Raw genomic sequence first — 18935 nt, 5'->3', positions numbered from 1 at the left:
TGATTATGCAGCGTTTTGCAATTGGAATTGAGTTTTGTGGCATTCGGTATCGGGGTTGGCAAACCCAGCAAGCAGGCGTACCCAGTGTGCAGGAAACCATTGAAAAAGTTCTGAGCAAAATTGCCGATGAGCCCATTATTTTACATGGTGCAGGACGTACCGATGCAGGCGTGCATGCAACCAACATGGTGGCACATTTTGATACGCATGCCATTCGCCCTGAACGCGGTTGGTTGATGGGTGCCAACAGCCAACTACCCAAAGACATTGCAATTCAATGGATTAAAACGATGGATATGGACTTCCATGCTCGTTTTAAGGCTCAGGCACGGCGTTATCGCTATGTCGTGTATAACAATCCACAACGCCCAGCCTTGCTGCACAAACAAGTCACCCACGCTTATTATCCCTTAGATGTCGATAAAATGATTACAGCTGCGCAGAAATTTGAAGGGACTCATAATTTTGAAAGCTTTCGTGCTGCAGCCTGTCAGTCCAATCAGCCTGTCCGTCATGTCAGCCATTGCCGCTTAATTCGTCACGGCAATTATTTGGTATTAGATATTCAAGCCGATGGATTTTTGCATCACATGGTACGCAATATCATGGGTTGCCTTTTGGAGATTGGGCAAGGTTTGTATGACATTGAGCATATTGACCAAATTTTTGCAGCTCAAGACCGTAAAGCCGCAGGGATTACCGCCCCGCCAGATGGTTTGTATTTTATTCAGGCGCATTATCCTGAACAGTTTGATTTACCGAAAGTTCCTTTAGGTCCACATTGGTTAAACATGCCAGAATAATCTCTTGTCAAAAATTTTCCTCCCCCTGATCCCGCCTTATAGAAGACAAACCACAGACCTGCAAAATTAAAGTAATAAAAAGATCCCTCCTTTTATAGGAGGGACTTAACAGGTAATTTAACGTTGTTTACGTTTTCTATATTCCACTGGGGTTTCATTGGTCCAGCGCTTAAAGGCACGATAGAACGTACTTGGCTCTGAAAAACCCGTTAAGTACACAATCCGCTCCACACTTTCATTGGTATTCGATAATAATCGTTTAGCCAGACGACAGCGATAATCGGACAGAATTTGCTGAAAACTGGTATTGGCTTCACTCAATTGGGTACGCAAACGGCGTGGTGTGATATTCAATTGCGCCGCTACTGTTTCCAAGGTGGTTTCGCCACTTTCTAAGGTTGAACCAATAGCACGGCGCACTTCACCAACCAAGTCATAACGCGCCAGTTCCTGTAGCTTTTCCAATGCCAACTGTTCATTTAATTGCAACAACTCCGGCTCTGCCTGCCACAGCGGATAATCCAAAATACTCGGATCAAAATACAAACGCGTTTCTTTCTGCCCCAAACTCACAGGACATTCAAAGACACGGAAATATTCATCATCAGTAGCGCCTTGACTAAAGTTAAAGTCGATATAAATGGGCTGAAAACGACCTTCAGTAATAAATTTAAAGAATCGTAAAACACCCGACATGGCGCATTCAGAAAAATGACGATTAACGATATTTTCTGACCCTGGCTGCACACCATTGGTTAAATAGCAGCGACCATCTTCCACTACCAATTTGGCATCAAAAGCATCACTAATTAGTCGTTGATAAGCCAAAGCGCGTTTTAGACCTTCACCAAAGTTTTCTGAAGAAATAAACAAATGTTCAATCACTTGCCCACGGTAAAGTGGCAAATGTTCCCCCAGATGTAAACCAATATCAGGGTCTTTACTGACTTCCTCAGCCGCAACCCAAAACGCATATTGTGCATTTAAAGGCGTACGCTCATTGGCTTCGACCTGATTTAAGGCCACACCAGCTTTTGTTAAAATTTCTTCGGTTGGCAACCCCGCACGACGAATCGCTTGGTAGCCTAATCGCAATACAACCGATGCATCTGTTAGCTGACCCACGCAAAAACCTTCCTTGTATGTACTTCATTTATACTTAAAAAGATTAAAATTAGATTAACTGCGATTGACCGAACTGACAACCTACCCAAGCCTATTTTTACAGAAAAAGTATAAACCGATGATTCGCTTATTTTACTAACAGATGGTCGGCGTACAGGGTTAAGCATCTTGATTTTTGCAGATAAATTGCCTATAATTTGCGCCTTTCCAATTTGATACTCAGGTAGGCTATGGCCAATAAAGAGGAACTCATCGAGTTCGAAGGCGTTGTCACCGAAACGCTTCCTAATACTATGTTTCGTGTACGTTTAGAAAACGGTCATGAAGTGATTGCTCACATTTCTGGTAAAATGCGTAAACACTATATTCGTATTTTAACGGGTGACAGTGTGAAAGTTGAAATGACCCCTTACGACTTAACAAAGGGTCGCATCACTTACCGCGCACGCTAAGTTTTAGTGTAAGCTAAAGCCACTTTCGGAGTGGCTTTTTTACGTTAACTTCAAAAATTTCTGCCTAGCCTTTCATTCTTGCTTTTCACCACTTATCGAATCACCACATTCTTTTCTTGCATTGGCTTCTACAATAAACTTTTGAGCAAGGGAGAAAAAGCATGTTATTTCGATCCTGCGTTACGATGATTATTGCTTCAATTTTAGGTATTCCTTTGAGTGCCTGTAGTAGCCATCCACCTCACTCTGCCTTAAGCCGGGACGCCTATTTACAGCAGTTTGTGGGTCAATCAAGTGCCTATATTTTGACACACTTGCAGTTAAGCCAAATAGGCTATCAACAAGTGGGTACAGTCGAACACACTAAACAAACCTTACGCTACCAGGTCATTCGTCCTGTACGGATTCCTATTCCAATGGCGCAGCATCCAACCACAGGAATTGGTGCAGTTCCTTTAAACACGGGCATTCCTAGTCATGAAAGTTATGATTTGGCGCTGTCCTGCTATATTATTTTCCATTTAGAACAAAACATTGCGACCTCTGTGTCTTATAGTGGACAACTCTGCTAAATAAACATCACTTTACTAAATAGTAGCACGAAATTCACTGCACAAAAAAACACAGTCCGAAGACTGCGTTTGCTTTAAGTTCATCACATTTAGAGATGCGATTTGGCTTAAATATTGAAGGTTTGAAATTAGTTCAATGCCGCAACAACAGCCTGACCCATTTCCACTGTACCGACTTTGTTCATACCTTCAGACATAATGTCGGCAGTACGCAAGTTTTGATCCAATACGTTGCCTACCGCATCTTCAATGGCTTTGGCTGCCTCTTCTTCACGGAAAGTGTAACGTAGCATCATTGCCACAGAAAGAATGGTTGCCAACGGGTTTGCCAAGTTTTGACCTGCGATATCTGGCGCTGAACCATGGCAAGGCTCATACATCCCTTTACCATTTTCGTCTAAAGATGCAGATGGCAACATACCAATAGAACCTGTCAACATCGCCGCTTCATCTGACAAGATGTCGCCAAATAAGTTACCTGTTACCAAGACGTCGAATTGTTTTGGCGCACGTACCAATTGCATCGCTGCGTTATCGACATACATGTGCGACAAGTTGATTTCTGGGTATTGTTCTGCATGTAACTGAGTCACAGTTTGCTTCCACAACTCAGTCACTTCTAGTACATTTGCTTTATCCACCGAACATACTTTACCACCACGCAATTTCGCCATTTCAAACGCGACTTTTGCAATACGTTTGATTTCTGACTCAGCATATACGTCAGTGTTAAAACCTTGTTTTTCACCGTTTTCTAATTCACGGATACCGCGTGGCTGACCGAAGTAAATACCACCCGTCAACTCACGCACGATTAAGATATCTAAGCCCGATACAATTTCAGGTTTTAAGCTTGAAGCATCTGCCAATTGTGGATACAAAATTGCAGGACGTAAGTTAGCAAACAAATTGAGTTCTGAACGCAATTTTAACAAGCCACGCTCAGGACGGATTGAACGCTCAATGTTGTCCCATTTTGGACCACCGACTGCACCCAATAAAATTGCATCGGCTTTTTTCGCTTGCTCAGATGTCACTTCTGGGTATGGTTCGCCATGTACATCAATTGCAGAGCCACCCAATAAACCTTGTTCCCAAGTCAAACCCAAATTGAATTTTTCATTGACACGTGTAAGCACTTGTTCAGCAGCTTTCACAATTTCTGGACCAATGCCGTCACCAGCTAAAATCAAAATATGTTTTGACATGAGATTTTCCATTGTTCTTGACAGTCAAAGACTGTGGGATTAAATTTTTTGTTCTACAAACTCACCCAAGCCATTTAAGACATTGTAGGGTTTGCAAAAACGTCGAATAGTTGTGCTGTTTTGCACCAAATCTACACATAAAGGATCTGGCGCAGATACACTTAACAAGCTGCCTTTACTACGACTGCGGTCACGATACATTCTAAAGGTATATTTTTGCTTGGCATTAAACTTATGAATCACATGCAATTTTTCTGCACGATCTTTAGAAATGGGATAAAAGCGAATCACCAATTCATGTTGTTTAGGCGGTACAGATAAATACAAGGCATTGGATTTATTTAAGGATGATTCCTGTAAACGCACCAAACCCTCTTGAATGGCAGCACGTGTAACACGATGTTTTTCTGCATCGACAATGGTGACCGTATTTAAACGCTCAAACTCACAATTATCTGTACCCGCACAGTAAATCAGCGCATTGGATTTGCTTTGTTCAGTTTCTTTCACCTGTTTAATGCGTGCTGTATTCCACGTTTGGCATGCGCTTAGCGTAGTGATACATAATCCAATGACAGCAAGCCGACCGAAAATTTTAGTCATTATTCGCCCCTAACCTCACCTGTTAGATACAAAATATAAAAATTATTATGTGCCGATGTTAGCAAGAGTTAGGCAGCGATGCTATGACAAATTTCAGCGAATTTATGCCTGAATTTCGGCAAAAACCCACGGACGCGACTGCTTGGTTTTCTCTTCATAAGCACGAATGTCATCGGCTGCTTGTAATGTTAAGCCAATATCATCCAAACCATTCAATAAACAGTGTTTACGGAATGGATCTACTTCAAACTTAAATGCCGTACCGCTTGGTGTGCGTACTTCTTGCGCTTCCAAGTCGATGGTTAATTGATAACCTTCTGTTGCCGCACATTCTTGAAACAATTGCTCGACCTGCTCTTCAGACAAGATCACAGGCAACATGCCGTTTTTAAAGCAGTTATTGAAGAAAATGTCGGCAAAACTTGGTGCAATAACGGTACGGAAACCATATTCATTCAATGCCCAAGGTGCATGCTCACGGCTTGAACCACAACCAAAGTTGGCACGTGAAATTAAGATTGAAGCACCTTGATAACGTGGCTGATTCAACAGAAACTCAGTATTAATCGGACGTTTTGAATTGTCCTGACCCGGATAACCTTCATCTAAATAACGCAATTCATCAAATAAGTTTTCACCGAAACCTGTACGTTTGATCGATTTCAAAAACTGTTTTGGAATAATTAAGTCTGTATCGACATTCGCACGGTCTAATGGCGCAACGATACCTTGTTCAACGGTATATTTTTTCATGTTTAATTCTCACTGAATCCGTAACCTCTCCCTTGCCCTCTCCGATAATGAGAGAGAACGCCTTCTCTACAGAGAGAAGACTAGGATGAAGGCATAACTTAGAATGAACGTATGTCTACAAAATGACCTGCGATGGCTGCTGCAGCTGCCATTGCTGGACTCACCAAATGGGTACGACCACCGTTACCTTGACGACCTTCAAAGTTACGGTTTGAAGTCGATGCACAGTGTTCACCTGGTTGCAATTTGTCTGCATTCATAGCCAAGCACATTGAGCAACCTGGTTCACGCCATTCAAAGCCTGCTTCTACAAACACTTTGTCTAAGCCTTCTTGTTCCGCTTGTTGCTTAACTAAACCAGAACCTGGAACCACCATCGCCTGTTTAATTCTTGCTGCAACTTTACGACCTTTAATCACTTCAGCGGCTGCACGAATATCTTCAATACGCGAGTTGGTGCATGAGCCAATAAATACGCGGTCTAATTGAATATCTGCCAAAGACTGACCTGCAGTTAAGCCCATATATTGATAAGCACGCGTCCAGTCATTGCGCTGTACATCATCTTTCGCCTGCTCTAAAGTTGGTACGGCTTGTGATACTGGAATGACCATTTCAGGTGAAGTTCCCCAAGACACTTGCGGCTCAATTTCTTCGCCTTGTAATACCACTACGGTGTCAAAGTGCGCGCCTTCATCTGAGTGTAAGGTATTCCAATAGGCAACTGCAGCGTCCCATTGCTCGCCTTTCGGTGCGTAATTACGATCTTTCACGTATTCAATGGTTTTGTCATCGACAGCAACCATACCTACACGCGCGCCTGCTTCAATCGCCATGTTACATACGGTCATACGGCCTTCAATCGACATATCACGGAATACTTGACCACCAAATTCAATCGCGTGGCCTGTACCGCCTGCCGTACCAATTTTACCAATGATCGCCAAAACGACATCTTTCGGTGTAACACCTTGACCTAATTTGCCATCTACACGCACTAGCATGTTTTTCATTTTCTTTTGAACTAAGCATTGGGTTGCTAATACGTGTTCAACTTCAGACGTCCCAATACCATGCGCTAAACACCCAAATGCACCGTGAGTCGCTGTATGTGAGTCACCACAAACCACGGTCATACCTGGCAAAGTTAAGCCCTGCTCAGGCCCAACCACGTGCGCAATCCCCTGACGGATGTCGTTGATGTCAAACTGCACCACATTAAAGGTTTTACAGTTGTCATCTAAAGTTTGTACCTGAATACGTGAAGTATCATCTTCAATACCCGCAATACCGTCCGCACGTTCTTTCTTTGACGTTGGTACGTTATGGTCAGGCGTTGCCACGTTGGCACTTAAACGCCACGGTTTACGTCCTGCAAGTTGCAAACCTTCAAAGGCTTGTGGAGAAGTCACTTCATGCAATAAATGACGGTCGATATACAATAAAGCCGAGCCATCATCACGTTGAGTGACCAAGTGATCATCCCACAATTTGTCATACAAAGTTTTTGCAGTTGGATTTTGTGCTTGTTGGTTTTCGCCTGCCATGTCAGATCTACTCCACTGGACTGGGTAATTTTTTCATTAATTTGATTATAACCGCGAATTTGTATAAATCTAATTTATCATTTTTATTAATTTAAAAACTTTTAGGAATTTTTAGGGTCTATTGACACTTCGTCTATGTTTGCGACAATGCATATTTTTTAGCTGATATAAGGCATGAGGCAGGAAATTTAGTCATTCTAAATGACTGACTCATAACGCAATAGCAGCAAAAAATATGCTTGTCCCCTTGCGCAGCAAACAAAGCAATGCTTTGTTTTTGCTCATGTGGCTAAAACTTTCTCAGATTGCGTTATGAAACTTGGCAATAGTCTCGCTATTCCCTGCATTTCATGCCTGATCTACTCAGTTTTAGCCTACAGCGCAAGCCATTTATGAAATGTCAGCAGACCCTTTATTCTTTCAAGCAAAATAATTTTTATTGATTGATTACAACATGCCTATAAGCAAAACTGAATAGATGCTTAAAATCTTGACCTTGTAATCTTACTATTAAAATCTAATTTTCCAATTAAAATTACAAAATTATTCGCTTTTACAAATTAAATAAGAATGATTATCCTTTAGCTATCCACACAGAAAACGCTCAAAGCAGCAGAAGGAGTATTCACATGAGCCATATTCAAAATTTGTCGCCAACAATCAACGGATGTTCAAAAAAACTTTAAGCTATTACATCATGCACATCACTGTGGCGATGGTGGTCGGTTATGTAGTCACAGGCAATATTTGGATGGCGATTACCTTGAGTTTGGTCGAACCGACAGTACAAGCTGTAGCTTATTTCATTCACGAGCGTATTTGGGAAAAGAAAGCACAAACGCAAAATTCTAAAATTATCGCTTAACGGCTGTAAAGATTCTGTTTGTGAATATTCCATTTAAATTTGAGATCATCATGGTTACGGCCCACGATGATCTTTTTTATATTTACTGTATATCGATTAGATCATCCCGACAGCATAGTTTCAAAATAAGTAGAATTTGTTTTGATTAATTCTAATTTTTTCTAAATAATAAATACAGTAATAAAAAATCTTTATGGATGGTGCAAATGAATCTTGCAGCCTTTGAAGCCTTTGTAAAAGTCATGGAAACAGGTTCTATTTCTTTGGCAGCAGATCAGTTATTTATAACCCAGCCCGCGGTGACCAAACGCATTCACAGCTTAGAAGGCTATTTTGGCGTGAAGCTGTTTGAGTCGGCAGGTCGTGGGGTGCAAGCCACGCATGCAGCACATTCATTATTGCCCAAAGTTAAAAACTGGCTGAATGAACTCGGCGATATTCACCACACCCTCAGTCATGAGCAAGGACAGGTTCAAGGCAAACTGAAAATTGGCACCAGTCACCATATTGGTTTGCATCATTTACCCAATCATTTGCGTGAATATGTGCAGGAATTTCCCAACGTCACGCTAGATGTGCATTTTGTCGATTCTGAACAGGCACATGAACAAGTTTTGGCGGGCGATTTAGAACTGGCTTTTCTGACCTTACCGCCCAAATTAGATGAACGTCTGTMTTATGTCACCATTTGGAATGATCCATTAGTGTTTGTGGTCGCACCTTTTCATCCGCTTGCACATCAGAAAAACCTGCAATTGACCGATTTACTCGCCTACCCAAGTTTGTTGCCYGCCGCGCAAACTTATACCAGTCAAATCACTTTGGCAGAATTTGAAAAGCAAGGCGTCAAACCCAAAGTTACCATGAGCAACAATCCGCTAGAATCTATTCGGATGTTAGTGTCAATTGGTTTGGGATGGTCTGTTTTACCTAAAACGTTGGTCAATCAGGACTTACAACAGTTAGATATTGACTTGGAAATGAACCGTCAATTGGGCATGGTATGGCATCCGGGACGGACGCAATCACGCGCTGTGTTAGAATTGATTGAGATGATGAAACACTAAAAGATTAATGGTTTTTTGAAATGAAAACACCCTCAGACATGATTGTACTGAGAGTGTTTTTTATTGGCTCAATCTGGGCGCAAGTGAAATCTTAACGATTCACCGAATCTTCATGCAAAGATTCATTCAATTGATCTACCACTATTGCCCATGAACCATCCGATTTGATTTTTTCGACGATGAACTGACGCTGTGCTTCCGTCCAAAATTCTGCCTCGGCAATTGTTGTTTCCGCATTCAATTGATGCGTTTCAATAAATTGCTGAATCGCGGCTTCACTGGCATCCAAACCCAGTTGTTCAAATAAATGTGTCATTCTTGGGCGTACACCACTCATTTTTTCACTCCTGATCATTTTTAATTCTTGCCTTACCTTAGCATGCCTATTCTAAAAATGAATGACATAATCCAACATTGCAATAAATAAAAACAAAAAACAAATCAATAAGCTAGTAAAAGCCAAAGTAGCAACACCTCAAAAAAATTCAGACTTAAATTGACCAGTCCTGCACATCCCAACCTTGCTCTTCAGCCAAAGCCTGTAAACGTGCATCAGGATTTACAGCAATGGCGTGATCTGCATATTCCAACAAGAAACGGTCATTAATTGAGTCTGAATATGCCCAAGATTCTGTGACTTCTCGCCCTGCAAGCCACTGCTCCAAACGCACCAACTTGCCTTGTTGATAACACGCAGTATTAATGACTTTGCCTGTATATTTACCATCGACCACTTCGGCATTGGTGGCAATAATTTCACTAATACCAAACTCACGGAAAATAGGTGCAGTAATAAAGTCAGATGTTGCTGTAATCCCCACCAATTCATGCCCTAATTCTTGATGACGCTGAATAGCTTTAAACCCTTCAGGGCGCATTTGTGGACGAATCACCTTTTGCATAAATAATTCATGCAAATCTGTGAGGTACTGATTGTCGTGCTGGGTTAAAAACTCAAATACAAATTCGTTATATGCAATTGGGTCGAGTTGCCCTGCTTTGTAGTCTTCATAAAACTTGTCGTTCATGGCGCGATGGCGAACAGGATCGACCAAGCCTTCACTTACCAAAAACTCACCCCAAGAATGATCTGAATCAGTATTTAACAAGGTGTGATCGAGATCAAATAGCGCCAATTTCATGAAAATACTCGTAAAAACTGAAATTTAAGAAAAAAATTGTAAATCTATCTCCGCTAGTCGATAGAAATTCGTTAAGATCATAGCAATTTTAACATTATTTACACTTTGCGTTTTCGAGTTGGAGAAAAGAAATCATCATCCCCGAGTGCAAAGTCATAAATTAAACAATATTTAGGTAGCCAAATGATCGACTCAGAAGGTTTCCGACCCAATGTCGGGATCATTTTGGCAAACGAGTTTGGACAAGTTTTATGGGCAAAACGCATTGGTCACAATGCATGGCAATTTCCGCAAGGAGGTATCCAATATGGAGAAACCCCTGAACAGGCACTTTATCGTGAGCTGAGAGAAGAAGTTGGCTTACTGCCCGAACACGTCCAAGTTATCGCGCAAACTAAAGGTTGGCTGCGTTATCGTTTGCCACATCGGTACATACGCACGGATTCAGACCCAGTATGTATTGGTCAAAAACAGAAGTGGTTTTTATTGCAACTGACGGCTTCAGCACATCATATTCGGCTGAATTTGTCAGACCCGCCTGAATTTGATCAATGGCAATGGGTCAGTTACTGGTATCCGCTCGGTCAAGTCGTCAATTTTAAACGTGACGTCTACCGTAAAGCGATGGTGGAATTGTGTAATCAATTACCGCTCAAAAAACCTTAAAAACCTGCAAAAATTGTAGGTTTTTAAACTTAATGTTATAGACGCAGTTGTGATAACTTAGGGTCATGAGCTGTGTAACAACTGACCTAAAAATAACCCATCTAAATATGGAGTAGCGCGTATGTCAAACATGCAACTGGATACCCTTAGACGCATTGTGCAAGAAATTAATGCGTCCACCAGTTTGCATGAATCACTCGACATTATGGTCAATCAGGTCGCAGAAGCCATGCATGTGGATGTCTGCTCAATTTACCTGTTGGATGAACGTAATCAACGCTACCTCCTCATGGCTTCAAAGGGTTTAAACCCTGAATCTGTGGGACATGTGTCTTTACATACCAGCGAAGGTCTAGTCGGACTGGTTGGACAGCGTGAAGAAATCGTCAATCTAGACGATGCGCCTAAACATGAACGCTTCATGTATTTAGCCGAAACAGGTGAGGAAATTTATAATTCCTTCCTTGGCGTACCTGTCATGTATCGTCGTAAAGTGATGGGCGTTCTTGTGGTGCAAAACAAGGATAAACAAGACTTTTCTGAAGCGGCAGAGTCTTTTTTAGTGACGCTCTGCGCCCAGCTTTCTGGTGTCATTGCGCATGCGCATGCCGTGGGCAATATTGATGTATTCCGCAAACCCAACAACCTGCCTGCCTACAAAACCTTTCAGGGCGTATCCGGTTCAGGCGGARTTGCAATCGGCCGTGCGGTAATTCTGTATCCCCCTGCAGATTTGGCCGCTGTACCTGACCGTGAAGCCGATGACATTAGTGAAGAACTGACTTTACTAGACAATGCTCTAGATGCAGTACGTCAAGAAATTCAGGCGCTAGATGATAAAATGCAGGATGCTTTAATGGCAGAAGAACGCGCTTTATTCAGTGTGTTCCTGCGTATGCTAGATGAAAATGCCCTGCCTGCAGAAATTAAAGAACTGATTCGTGAAGGTAACTGGGCACAAGGTGCAGTGCGTATTGTGATTGAAAATCACATTGCCCTATTTTCGCAAATGGAAGATGACTATTTACGCGAACGTGTTTCTGACCTGAAAGATTTAGGGCGTCGTATTCTCGCCTCTTTACAAGAAGCCGATGCCAGTCACCGCGAACTGACCGATGAAAGTATTTTAATTGGTGAAGAAATCTCCACCGCAGCTTTGGTAGAACTGCCTGTCGATAAAATTGCTGCAATTGTCACCACCGAAGGCGCGATGAACTCACACATGGTGATTGTGGCACGCGCTTTGGGTATTCCAACTGTAGTTGGCGTGACTGAGTTGCCCATCAACAGCCTAGACGATGTGGAAATGATTGTAGATGCGCATCAAGGGCGGGTGTTTATCAACCCGCCACGTCGCATGCGGACGCGCTATAAAGAAATTCAAAAAGAAGAAGAACAGATTGCCAAAGACCTCAAACAATATGAAACCAAAGATGCCATTACCCCTGACGGCGTAGCGGTAAAATTGTATGTCAATACGGGCTTAATGATTGACGTGGTGCGTGGCGTACAACGCGGTGCCAAAGGCGTTGGTTTATATCGTTCTGAAATTCCATTTATGCTACGTGATCGTTTTCCGGGTGAAGAAGAACAGCGTGCCATTTACCGCCAACAACTCAGTCACTTTGCCAACAAACCTGTGGTAATGCGTACACTAGATATTGGCGCAGACAAGGACTTGCCGTACTTTTCGATTGAAGAAGAAAACTCGGCTTTGGGTTGGCGCGGGATTCGCTTCACGCTAGATCATCCTGAAATTTTTTCTTCGCAAATTCGTGCCATGCTCAAAGCCAGTATTGGTTTGAATAATCTGCATATTTTGCTGCCAATGATCACCAGTGTCAGCGAGGTTGAAGAAGCCTTGTATTTGCTAGATCGTGACTTGCAAGCAGTGCAGGAAGAAGAACAGGTCAAAATCACCAAACCGAAAATTGGTATTATGGTGGAAGTGCCGAGTGTGCTGCTGCAAATTGATGAATTTGCCCCGTTGGTGGATTTTTTCTCGGTGGGGTCAAACGATTTAACCCAGTATTTATTGGCAGTAGATCGTAACAATCCGCGCGTGGCCAATGTCTATTCACACTTTCATCCTGCAGTACTGCGCGCCTTAACCCGCTTGGTGAAAGAATGTCATAAATATGACAAGCCTGTGAGCGTTTGTGGCGAAATGGCGGGAGATCCACTGTCTGCGATAATTCTGATGGCTATGGGCTTTAACACCCTGTCGATGAGCTCAAGTAATATCTTGCGGGTGCGTAAAGCAATTTGTCATGTACCGATGACTGATGCACAGCATTTGTTAGATCAGGCCTTAAAAATGAATAATCCGCTGATGGTAAAAAGTCTGATGGAATATTATTTTAAAACCCATGGCTTGGGCGATATGGTGAAACTGGCGACACGTATCGTATCTCCATAAAACTTAGTTTAAGCCTCAAGCAACACACCATTCACTCCAAAAACAACAAGGGCGATAATCATCGGAATATCGCCCTTGTTTGTGTTTGCTATAGCCTCGTTTGGCATTTTTCTTACGGTCTACAAAAACCTGACTTTTGTTCACCTCGTGCATGTGCTTGGCTACAAAATTATGCTGAATAAGCTCAGGCTGTTTTTTCTTTGCCATTGCGCTGTTCCTTTCGGTTGATCATTGAAATGAGTAGTGTCACTACTCTTTATAAATGGAGATGTTAAGAGAAAATTCAAGCTAATTGATTCTGTAGCACGTCACAACTCTCTCCCCAATGTTGCATATTAAATTGGGAAGCCGATCATAAGCTTTTTTGCACATTTTACAAGCGATTTCTGCTCAATAGGGTTAAGATGAATGGAAGATAAATAAATTATTGGCGCGTTTTTTTTATTAATACCTAGCTTTGTTGCATACCCCTATTTCCAAGTTTTTTTCAAAATATAATTTTTCAAATGAATAAGCCTACACCTAAACTTTATCCTACAACCATTGGTTTTGATATAACCGAGCTCTCATTCATCGCGGAAATATCAACACTTGGTTCGATGATGTATGCACGTGTAGCAGTCCTCAACAGATTTGCGTAATTAGATTGATCACTTAACCAAGTTACACCTTAAGTTTGGCTCAGTTCGGGGCGCCTCCCTTTCCAATGTTTGTGCAACTAGGCCTCTGCGTTTCAGACATTTCATGCTGCAAAAAATGATTATTTAATTCACAAAATACAATCGAATATACCAATCATAAGCAACATATTTATCTATTTGTGAAATCAATAAAATCGTTTTACATTAAAATGGTGAGATTTGAAAAGCTTTCATCTACAAAGCCCAATCTGCATGATATTGTGGTGTTGTAGTTGATTTTTTAAACCAACAAAACGGTTCATGGCCGCTTGCTTTATGAAGATAAGTTTCTAATGCAGCCCCCTACATGAGGATCACAATAATGGAGAACAATGATGAGCCAAGAGATAAAAAAATGCCCTGTGACGCATTTAACCACCGATGCAGGCGCACCTGTTGTAGATAACCAAAATAGTATGACCGCAGGTGCACGTGGTCCACTGCTTGCACAAGATTTATGGCTGAATGAAAAACTTGCCAACTTTGTGCGTGAAGTGATTCCTGAGCGACGTATGCATGCCAAAGGTTCAGGTGCATTTGGTACCTTTACGGTCACTCACGATATTAGCCAATATACCCGTGCTAAAATTTTCTCTGAAGTGGGTAAAAAAACTGAAATGTTTGCGCGCTTCTCTACCGTTGCTGGTGAGCGTGGCGCTGCCGATGCAGAGCGCGATATTCGTGGTTTTGCCTTAAAATTCTATACCGAAGAAGGTAACTGGGATTTGGTCGGCAACAACACACCCGTGTTCTTTTTCCGTGACCCGCGTCAGTTCCCTGACCTAAATAAAGCAGTTAAACGTGACCCACGTACCAATCTGCGTGACGCCACCAATAACTGGGATTTCTGGACGTTACTGCCAGAAGCACTCCACCAAGTGACCATTGTCATGTCGGATCGCGGTATTCCAGTCGGTTATCGTCACATGCATGGTTTTGGTAGTCATACCTATAGCTTTATTAATGCCAACAATGAGCGTTTCTGGGTAAAATTCCACTTCCGCACTCAACAAGGCATTCAAAACCTAACCGATGCTGAAGCAGCAGAATTGATTGGTCGTGACCGTGAAAGCAGCCAGACCGACCTTTACAACGCCATTGAACGTGGTGATTTCCCGAAATGGACGCTGTTCGTGCAAATCATGCCTGAACTGGATGCAGAAAAAGTCCCTTATCACCCATTTGACCTTACCAAAGTTTGGCCAAAAGGTGACTATCCACTCATTGAAGTAGGTGAGTTTGAACTCAACCGCAACCCTGAAAACTATTTCCAAGATGTTGAACAGGCTGCCTTTGCACCAAGCAACCTTGTACCGGGGATTAGCTACTCGCCAGACCGCATGTTACAAGCGCGTTTGGTCAACTATGCTGATGCTGCGCGTTACCGTGTTGGTGTAAACCATTCACAAATTCCAGTGAATGCCGCACGCTGCCCTGTACACTCCAACCGTCGTGATGGTCAGGGTCGCATGGATGGTAACTATGGTAGCTTGCCGCACTATGAGCCAAACAGCTTCCACCAATGGCAAGAGCAACCGCAATACCGCGAACCGCCACTCAAAATTCGTGGCGATGCAGATTTCTGGGATTATCGTGAAGACGATAGCAACTACTTCAGCCAGCCTCGTGCATTGTTTAATTTAATGAATCCTGAGCAAAAACAGGCACTATTTGATAACACGGCACGTGCGATGGGGGATGCTTTAGACTTTATTAAGTATCGTCATATTCGCAACTGTTACGCATGTGATCCTGCTTATGGGGAAGGCGTTGCTGCAGCTTTAGGCATGACCGTTGCTGATGCGCAAGCAGCACGTGCCAGCGACCCTGCACTTGGTCAGCCAGGCGTACTGTAATCTTTGTACTTAAAGATCAAGTCAGTCTGAACAGCAAGACTTTAAACACCAAAACAAAGCCCCTATTTCGATAGGGGCTTTGTGTTCTATATCTCTCGTTGCTACTTTTCAGAGCGTGAAAAGTTGCATGTCATTTTTATTTAAGGTCTAGTTTTTAAAAGACTAAACAATTAATTTTTTACCTTCACGAATACAATAAAATGGATTCATTAATTTAGATGAACGCTTCATGGCTTGATGCAAATCTGCCTCAGGCTGAGCACGTCCTTCATCGGTCAATTCAAAGGTTCGATAGTGAATTGCCAATGAGCATTTTGAATGTAAGTCTTTATGCGCCTGAAAAGCATCTTCAGGATTCATGTGCATATAACGCATTAAATTGCGCGGTTCATAAGCACCAATCGGCAAAAGTGCCACGCGTGGTGCACCAATGCGGGTTTGAATTTCTTTAAAGTGTGGTGAATAACCCGTATCGCCCGCAAAAAAACAATGGTCTTGCCCATGCAAAATAGAAAAACCGCCCCATAACGCCATGTTCTGATCACGTGCACCACGCCCCGAACCATGTTGAGCAGGAGTGTAGATTATTTTCATTTCTTTAAACAAAGCCGATTGCCACCAGTCCATTTCAATCACATTCAAGTCAGGCGGCAAATAACAACCATTACCCAAACCTGTGTAAATAGGCATGGCAAATTGATGATTTAGCCATTTTAAGGTAGCTAAATCCATGTGGTCATAATGGTTATGGCTTAACAATACAGCATGAATGGTCGGTAAATCTTCCAGTGCAATCCCTGCAGGACAAGCACGTTTAGGTCCTCGCCCCTGCTTTGGGCTAGCATGCTCTGCCCAGACTGGATCAGTCAATATGTTATAGGGGCCAATTTGAATCAATACAGTGGCATGCCCTACAAACCAGACTTGCCAATCATCCAAACTGGCCTGTGGGCGTAATTGTGGAACCGCACGCGGCGTTGCAAAGAACTGTTGTGCCTCTTGTTGAGCATTGACCTTCCAGCTGTTCGATTTACGTTTTAGCAACCATTTCAGCAAATCGGTTTGGCTGCGCCCCTCAGGGTATGCCACAGGATTAAAAAACTGCGTGCCATCATAATGATTTGAAGGCAAAAACTGTAGCTTGGGTTTACGCCAAGTATGTGACCAACAGGCTTCCGTTGGCAGTTGAAAATGCTTTTGTTCCACGTTGTTCATGTAAGCCCAATAATATATAGCGCATCGGCCATGATGCTTTTAATCCTGATCTGTTCAGAAATAAACACAGCTTTGGTTCATGTGTTGACTCTATCACGCATAGTAGCGAAATCAAGCGGGCAATTTCCTTTATGTTTTTGTTGTTTTGAGAAAAAAGTCGTATCGGACAACAACTCAGCACTGCAAAATTAGCCTTTGCAGAAATACTGTTCGCGCCATTCTTTCCAGAAATACATTACAACCCTAAACATGACCACGGCAATACCAATTAACGCATTCATGCGATGTATTGATTATTTAAGGTCGCACCTAAAATCAGCGCCATTAAACCTGAGCTTAGACAATTGGCGGCCAAGTAAATAAATAGCTGTGCGCCATAGATGGCGTGATATGTCCATTTTTTGCATCGACTAAAACATCGATTTCGCGCACATCAATTTTCCACTCATGAAAAGCTCTCCTGTGACCAACAATAGTACAAAGTAAATAGACTCAACTTTTGATGGATAATGGTTTTTAGAGATGCTTAGGGAATATCTTTTCCTTCAATTCATAGTTTTTATAGATTAATTCAATGTTGTATTTTGCATTTCAATCGTTGCATCATGATGAAAATTTATTTAATTCGTGAATGACCCACTAATTTTCAGCGCATAGTTGTTTATGGATTATGCTTTTATTAATCTATAGTTAGACATATTTTGAATTAATATTTGGAATGACGCCATGGAATTACGTCACCTTCGCTACTTCATTACGGTAGCTGAAGAGCTCAACTTCAGTAGAGCGGCGCTTAAGCTTTATACCGCTCAACCTTCGCTGAGTCAGCAAATTAAAGATTTAGAAGAAGATATAGGTGTTAAGCTACTCAACCGTACCAAACGTAAAGTCGAGCTCACCGAAGAAGGTGCTGTATTTTTAGAACAGGCGCGTCTAACGTTAGCGCAGGCGGACAAAGCCGTTGCTATGGCACGTCAGGTATCGCAAGCCAAACAGCAAATGCTGCGTATTGGCTTTGTTCCTGTCGCAGAGATGAAAATCTTCCCGTATACCTTGCCACATCTGCGCGTGCAAAACCCGGATTTAAAAATTGAATTGCTGAGTTTAAACAACACTGAGCTAATGAAAAGGATTAAAAAAGGTGAACTCGACATCACCTTTAGTCACCACTATATCAATAGTGATGAAATTGAAAGCCAGTTTGTGCTGCGTGAACCGCTGATTTTTATTTTGCCCAAAGATCATCCATTGGCAAAATACGAACGCATTCCTGTCAAAGCTTTGAATGGTATTGATTTTATTATTCCCTCTGTAGAACAGTCACAGACCCTGCATCATACAATTCTGGATTTTGCCAAAGCCAACGGGATTGAATTTAATATTGTCCAAAAGGCGGACAACATTTTATTTCATATAGACTCGATTGGAATGGGCTTGGGCTGCACTATTTTACCAGACTATATTGCCCCTCTGATCATGAATAATACCGTGGTCCGCCCACTTGATGTAGAACTTCCACACTTAGATTTATACATCAGCTACGGCAAAAACAGCCATTCCGCTGCAGTACATCAATTTATGGTACTGCTTATGCGTGTGTTCTATTCGGACATCAAACGCGAACAATAATTCTAAAACCAATCCCATTGATTCAATCTTTCAAAGTAAGCGTCCGCTGAATCCCATACCAATTTTAATTCGATTTAGGTTTCCAGCAGTGTGGCAGTAACTCTTCAATCTGGGTCACTTTATGTGTCGGCAGCCTTTTCAGCACATCACTTAAATAGGCATACGGATCCAAGCCATTCAGCTTTGCTGACTGGATTAACGTCATGATGTTTGCCGCTCGCTGACCACTGCGCAGCGAACCTGCAAACAGCCAGTTCTTGCGCCCCAACGCCCAGGGACGCATCTGATTCTCGACCCAATTATTGCAAATAGGTAGATTGCCATCATCCAGAT

At 42.3% G+C, this 18935-nt stretch carries 19 protein-coding genes and 1 pseudogene; 9 read left to right on the top strand and 11 right to left on the bottom strand.

Annotation, left to right across the window (positions count from 1 at the left end; all coding sequences use genetic code 11):
* The first annotated feature begins 5 nt into the window (after positions 1-5).
* On the top strand, positions 6-803 hold the full coding sequence (truA, locus tag BJN41_RS11505) for a tRNA pseudouridine(38-40) synthase TruA (RefSeq protein WP_070155356.1): 798 nt from the start codon (positions 6-8) through the stop codon (positions 801-803).
* A 117-nt stretch (positions 804-920) separates the two neighbouring features.
* Here truA and BJN41_RS11500 read toward each other — a convergent pair whose 3' ends face one another.
* Positions 921-1928 carry an AraC family transcriptional regulator gene (locus tag BJN41_RS11500; RefSeq protein ID WP_019836002.1) on the bottom strand — a complete coding sequence of 336 codons (1008 nt, stop codon included), beginning with the start codon at positions 1926-1928 and terminating at the stop codon, positions 921-923.
* Between the two features lie 230 nt (positions 1929-2158).
* On the opposite strand from BJN41_RS11500, the gene infA reads away from it, so the two are divergent.
* Positions 2159-2380 (top strand): translation initiation factor IF-1, encoded by a 222-nt coding sequence (gene infA, locus BJN41_RS11495; RefSeq protein ID WP_001284370.1) that lies wholly within the window; start codon positions 2159-2161, stop codon positions 2378-2380.
* 161 nt (positions 2381-2541) lie between these two features.
* On the top strand, positions 2542-2952 hold the full coding sequence (locus tag BJN41_RS11490; protein WP_070155354.1) for a hypothetical protein: 411 nt from the start codon (positions 2542-2544) through the stop codon (positions 2950-2952).
* 128 nt (positions 2953-3080) lie between these two features.
* On the opposite strand, the gene leuB is transcribed toward BJN41_RS11490, so the two are convergent.
* The 4 genes from leuB to leuC form a co-directional block, all read right to left on the bottom strand.
* A complete protein-coding gene (gene leuB, locus BJN41_RS11485; protein WP_070155352.1) occupies positions 3081-4160 on the bottom strand; it encodes a 3-isopropylmalate dehydrogenase in 1080 nt (359 codons plus the stop codon).
* 39 nt (positions 4161-4199) lie between these two features.
* Positions 4200-4763, bottom strand: a complete 564-nt coding sequence (locus BJN41_RS11480; RefSeq protein WP_070155350.1) for a hypothetical protein — start codon at positions 4761-4763, stop codon at positions 4200-4202.
* A gap of 102 nt (positions 4764-4865) precedes the next feature.
* Positions 4866-5516, bottom strand: coding sequence for a 3-isopropylmalate dehydratase small subunit (gene leuD, locus BJN41_RS11475; RefSeq protein WP_070155348.1), 651 nt, complete (start codon positions 5514-5516; stop codon positions 4866-4868).
* 98 nt (positions 5517-5614) lie between these two features.
* Positions 5615-7063 carry a 3-isopropylmalate dehydratase large subunit gene (gene leuC, locus BJN41_RS11470; protein WP_070155346.1) on the bottom strand — a complete coding sequence of 483 codons (1449 nt, stop codon included), beginning with the start codon at positions 7061-7063 and terminating at the stop codon, positions 5615-5617.
* A gap of 667 nt (positions 7064-7730) precedes the next feature.
* Between leuC and BJN41_RS11465 the strand changes: the two genes are divergently transcribed.
* Positions 7731-7928 (top strand): DUF2061 domain-containing protein, encoded by a 198-nt coding sequence (locus tag BJN41_RS11465; RefSeq protein WP_070155344.1) that lies wholly within the window; start codon positions 7731-7733, stop codon positions 7926-7928.
* A gap of 206 nt (positions 7929-8134) precedes the next feature.
* Entirely contained in the window at positions 8135-8995 is an 861-nt protein-coding gene (locus BJN41_RS11460) for a LysR family transcriptional regulator (protein WP_070155342.1), read from the top strand.
* Positions 8996-9086: 91 nt separating this feature from the next.
* Here the strand turns inward: BJN41_RS11460 and BJN41_RS11455 are convergent, their stop codons facing one another.
* Positions 9087-9332, bottom strand: coding sequence for a DUF2789 domain-containing protein (locus tag BJN41_RS11455; protein WP_070155340.1), 246 nt, complete (start codon positions 9330-9332; stop codon positions 9087-9089).
* Positions 9333-9486: 154 nt separating this feature from the next.
* Complete coding sequence (locus BJN41_RS11450; protein WP_070155338.1) at positions 9487-10137, bottom strand: HAD family hydrolase; 651 nt, start codon at positions 10135-10137, stop codon at positions 9487-9489.
* Between the two features lie 183 nt (positions 10138-10320).
* Here BJN41_RS11450 and BJN41_RS11445 point away from each other — a divergent pair, with 183 nt between their 5' ends.
* Both BJN41_RS11445 and ptsP read left to right on the top strand, forming a co-directional pair.
* Positions 10321-10803 (top strand): RNA pyrophosphohydrolase, encoded by a 483-nt coding sequence (locus BJN41_RS11445; protein WP_004976084.1) that lies wholly within the window; start codon positions 10321-10323, stop codon positions 10801-10803.
* Positions 10804-10924: 121 nt separating this feature from the next.
* Complete coding sequence (ptsP, locus tag BJN41_RS11440; RefSeq protein ID WP_070155336.1) at positions 10925-13222, top strand: phosphoenolpyruvate--protein phosphotransferase; 2298 nt, start codon at positions 10925-10927, stop codon at positions 13220-13222.
* A gap of 15 nt (positions 13223-13237) precedes the next feature.
* Here the strand turns inward: ptsP and BJN41_RS11435 are convergent, their stop codons facing one another.
* The gene (locus BJN41_RS11435) at positions 13238-13429 is read right to left on the bottom strand and encodes a hypothetical protein (protein WP_004976081.1); all 192 of its coding nucleotides are present in this window, start codon (positions 13427-13429) and stop codon (positions 13238-13240) included.
* A gap of 808 nt (positions 13430-14237) precedes the next feature.
* Between BJN41_RS11435 and BJN41_RS11430 the strand changes: the two genes are divergently transcribed.
* Entirely contained in the window at positions 14238-15758 is a 1521-nt protein-coding gene (locus tag BJN41_RS11430) for a catalase (protein ID WP_026437976.1), read from the top strand.
* Between the two features lie 162 nt (positions 15759-15920).
* On the opposite strand, the gene BJN41_RS11425 is transcribed toward BJN41_RS11430, so the two are convergent.
* Together BJN41_RS11425 and BJN41_RS16085 are read right to left on the bottom strand one after the other, a co-directional pair.
* Complete coding sequence (locus tag BJN41_RS11425) at positions 15921-16973, bottom strand: MBL fold metallo-hydrolase (protein ID WP_070155334.1); 1053 nt, start codon at positions 16971-16973, stop codon at positions 15921-15923.
* Between the two features lie 188 nt (positions 16974-17161).
* A pseudogene (locus BJN41_RS16085) lies at positions 17162-17301 on the bottom strand (EamA family transporter); the annotation flags it as partial.
* Between the two features lie 398 nt (positions 17302-17699).
* Here BJN41_RS16085 and hcaR point away from each other — a divergent pair.
* Positions 17700-18602 (top strand): DNA-binding transcriptional regulator HcaR, encoded by a 903-nt coding sequence (hcaR, locus tag BJN41_RS11420; RefSeq protein ID WP_070155332.1) that lies wholly within the window; start codon positions 17700-17702, stop codon positions 18600-18602.
* A gap of 64 nt (positions 18603-18666) precedes the next feature.
* On the opposite strand, the gene BJN41_RS11415 is transcribed toward hcaR, so the two are convergent.
* The coding region (locus tag BJN41_RS11415) for a transposase domain-containing protein (protein ID WP_031970042.1) at positions 18667-18935 on the bottom strand (269 nt) is incomplete at its 5' end.

This window comes from Acinetobacter towneri (genome assembly GCF_001758345.1).
In the GTDB taxonomy this organism is placed as follows: Bacteria; Pseudomonadota; Gammaproteobacteria; order Pseudomonadales; family Moraxellaceae; genus Acinetobacter; species Acinetobacter towneri_A.
The sequence above is the reverse complement of the archived record's forward strand: the minus strand, read 5'-3'. Positions and strand labels throughout refer to the sequence as shown.

Coding starts and splice junctions, on each gene's coding strand:
- BJN41_RS11450 (WP_070155338.1), bottom strand. CDS start 10,137: ATGAAATTGGCGCTATTTGATCTCGATCACACCTTGTTAAATACTGAT.
- BJN41_RS11430 (WP_026437976.1), top strand. CDS start 14,238: ATGAGCCAAGAGATAAAAAAATGCCCTGTGACGCATTTAACCACCGAT.
- hcaR (WP_070155332.1), top strand. CDS start 17,700: ATGGAATTACGTCACCTTCGCTACTTCATTACGGTAGCTGAAGAGCTC.
- BJN41_RS11490 (WP_070155354.1), top strand. CDS start 2,542: ATGTTATTTCGATCCTGCGTTACGATGATTATTGCTTCAATTTTAGGT.
- leuB (WP_070155352.1), bottom strand. CDS start 4,160: ATGTCAAAACATATTTTGATTTTAGCTGGTGACGGCATTGGTCCAGAA.
- leuC (WP_070155346.1), bottom strand. CDS start 7,063: ATGGCAGGCGAAAACCAACAAGCACAAAATCCAACTGCAAAAACTTTG.
- BJN41_RS11445 (WP_004976084.1), top strand. CDS start 10,321: ATGATCGACTCAGAAGGTTTCCGACCCAATGTCGGGATCATTTTGGCA.
- infA (WP_001284370.1), top strand. CDS start 2,159: ATGGCCAATAAAGAGGAACTCATCGAGTTCGAAGGCGTTGTCACCGAA.
- truA (WP_070155356.1), top strand. CDS start 6: ATGCAGCGTTTTGCAATTGGAATTGAGTTTTGTGGCATTCGGTATCGG.
- BJN41_RS11425 (WP_070155334.1), bottom strand. CDS start 16,973: ATGAACAACGTGGAACAAAAGCATTTTCAACTGCCAACGGAAGCCTGT.
- leuD (WP_070155348.1), bottom strand. CDS start 5,516: ATGAAAAAATATACCGTTGAACAAGGTATCGTTGCGCCATTAGACCGT.
- BJN41_RS11435 (WP_004976081.1), bottom strand. CDS start 13,429: ATGGCAAAGAAAAAACAGCCTGAGCTTATTCAGCATAATTTTGTAGCC.
- BJN41_RS11465 (WP_070155344.1), top strand. CDS start 7,731: ATGTTCAAAAAAACTTTAAGCTATTACATCATGCACATCACTGTGGCG.
- BJN41_RS11455 (WP_070155340.1), bottom strand. CDS start 9,332: ATGAGTGGTGTACGCCCAAGAATGACACATTTATTTGAACAACTGGGT.
- BJN41_RS11480 (WP_070155350.1), bottom strand. CDS start 4,763: ATGACTAAAATTTTCGGTCGGCTTGCTGTCATTGGATTATGTATCACT.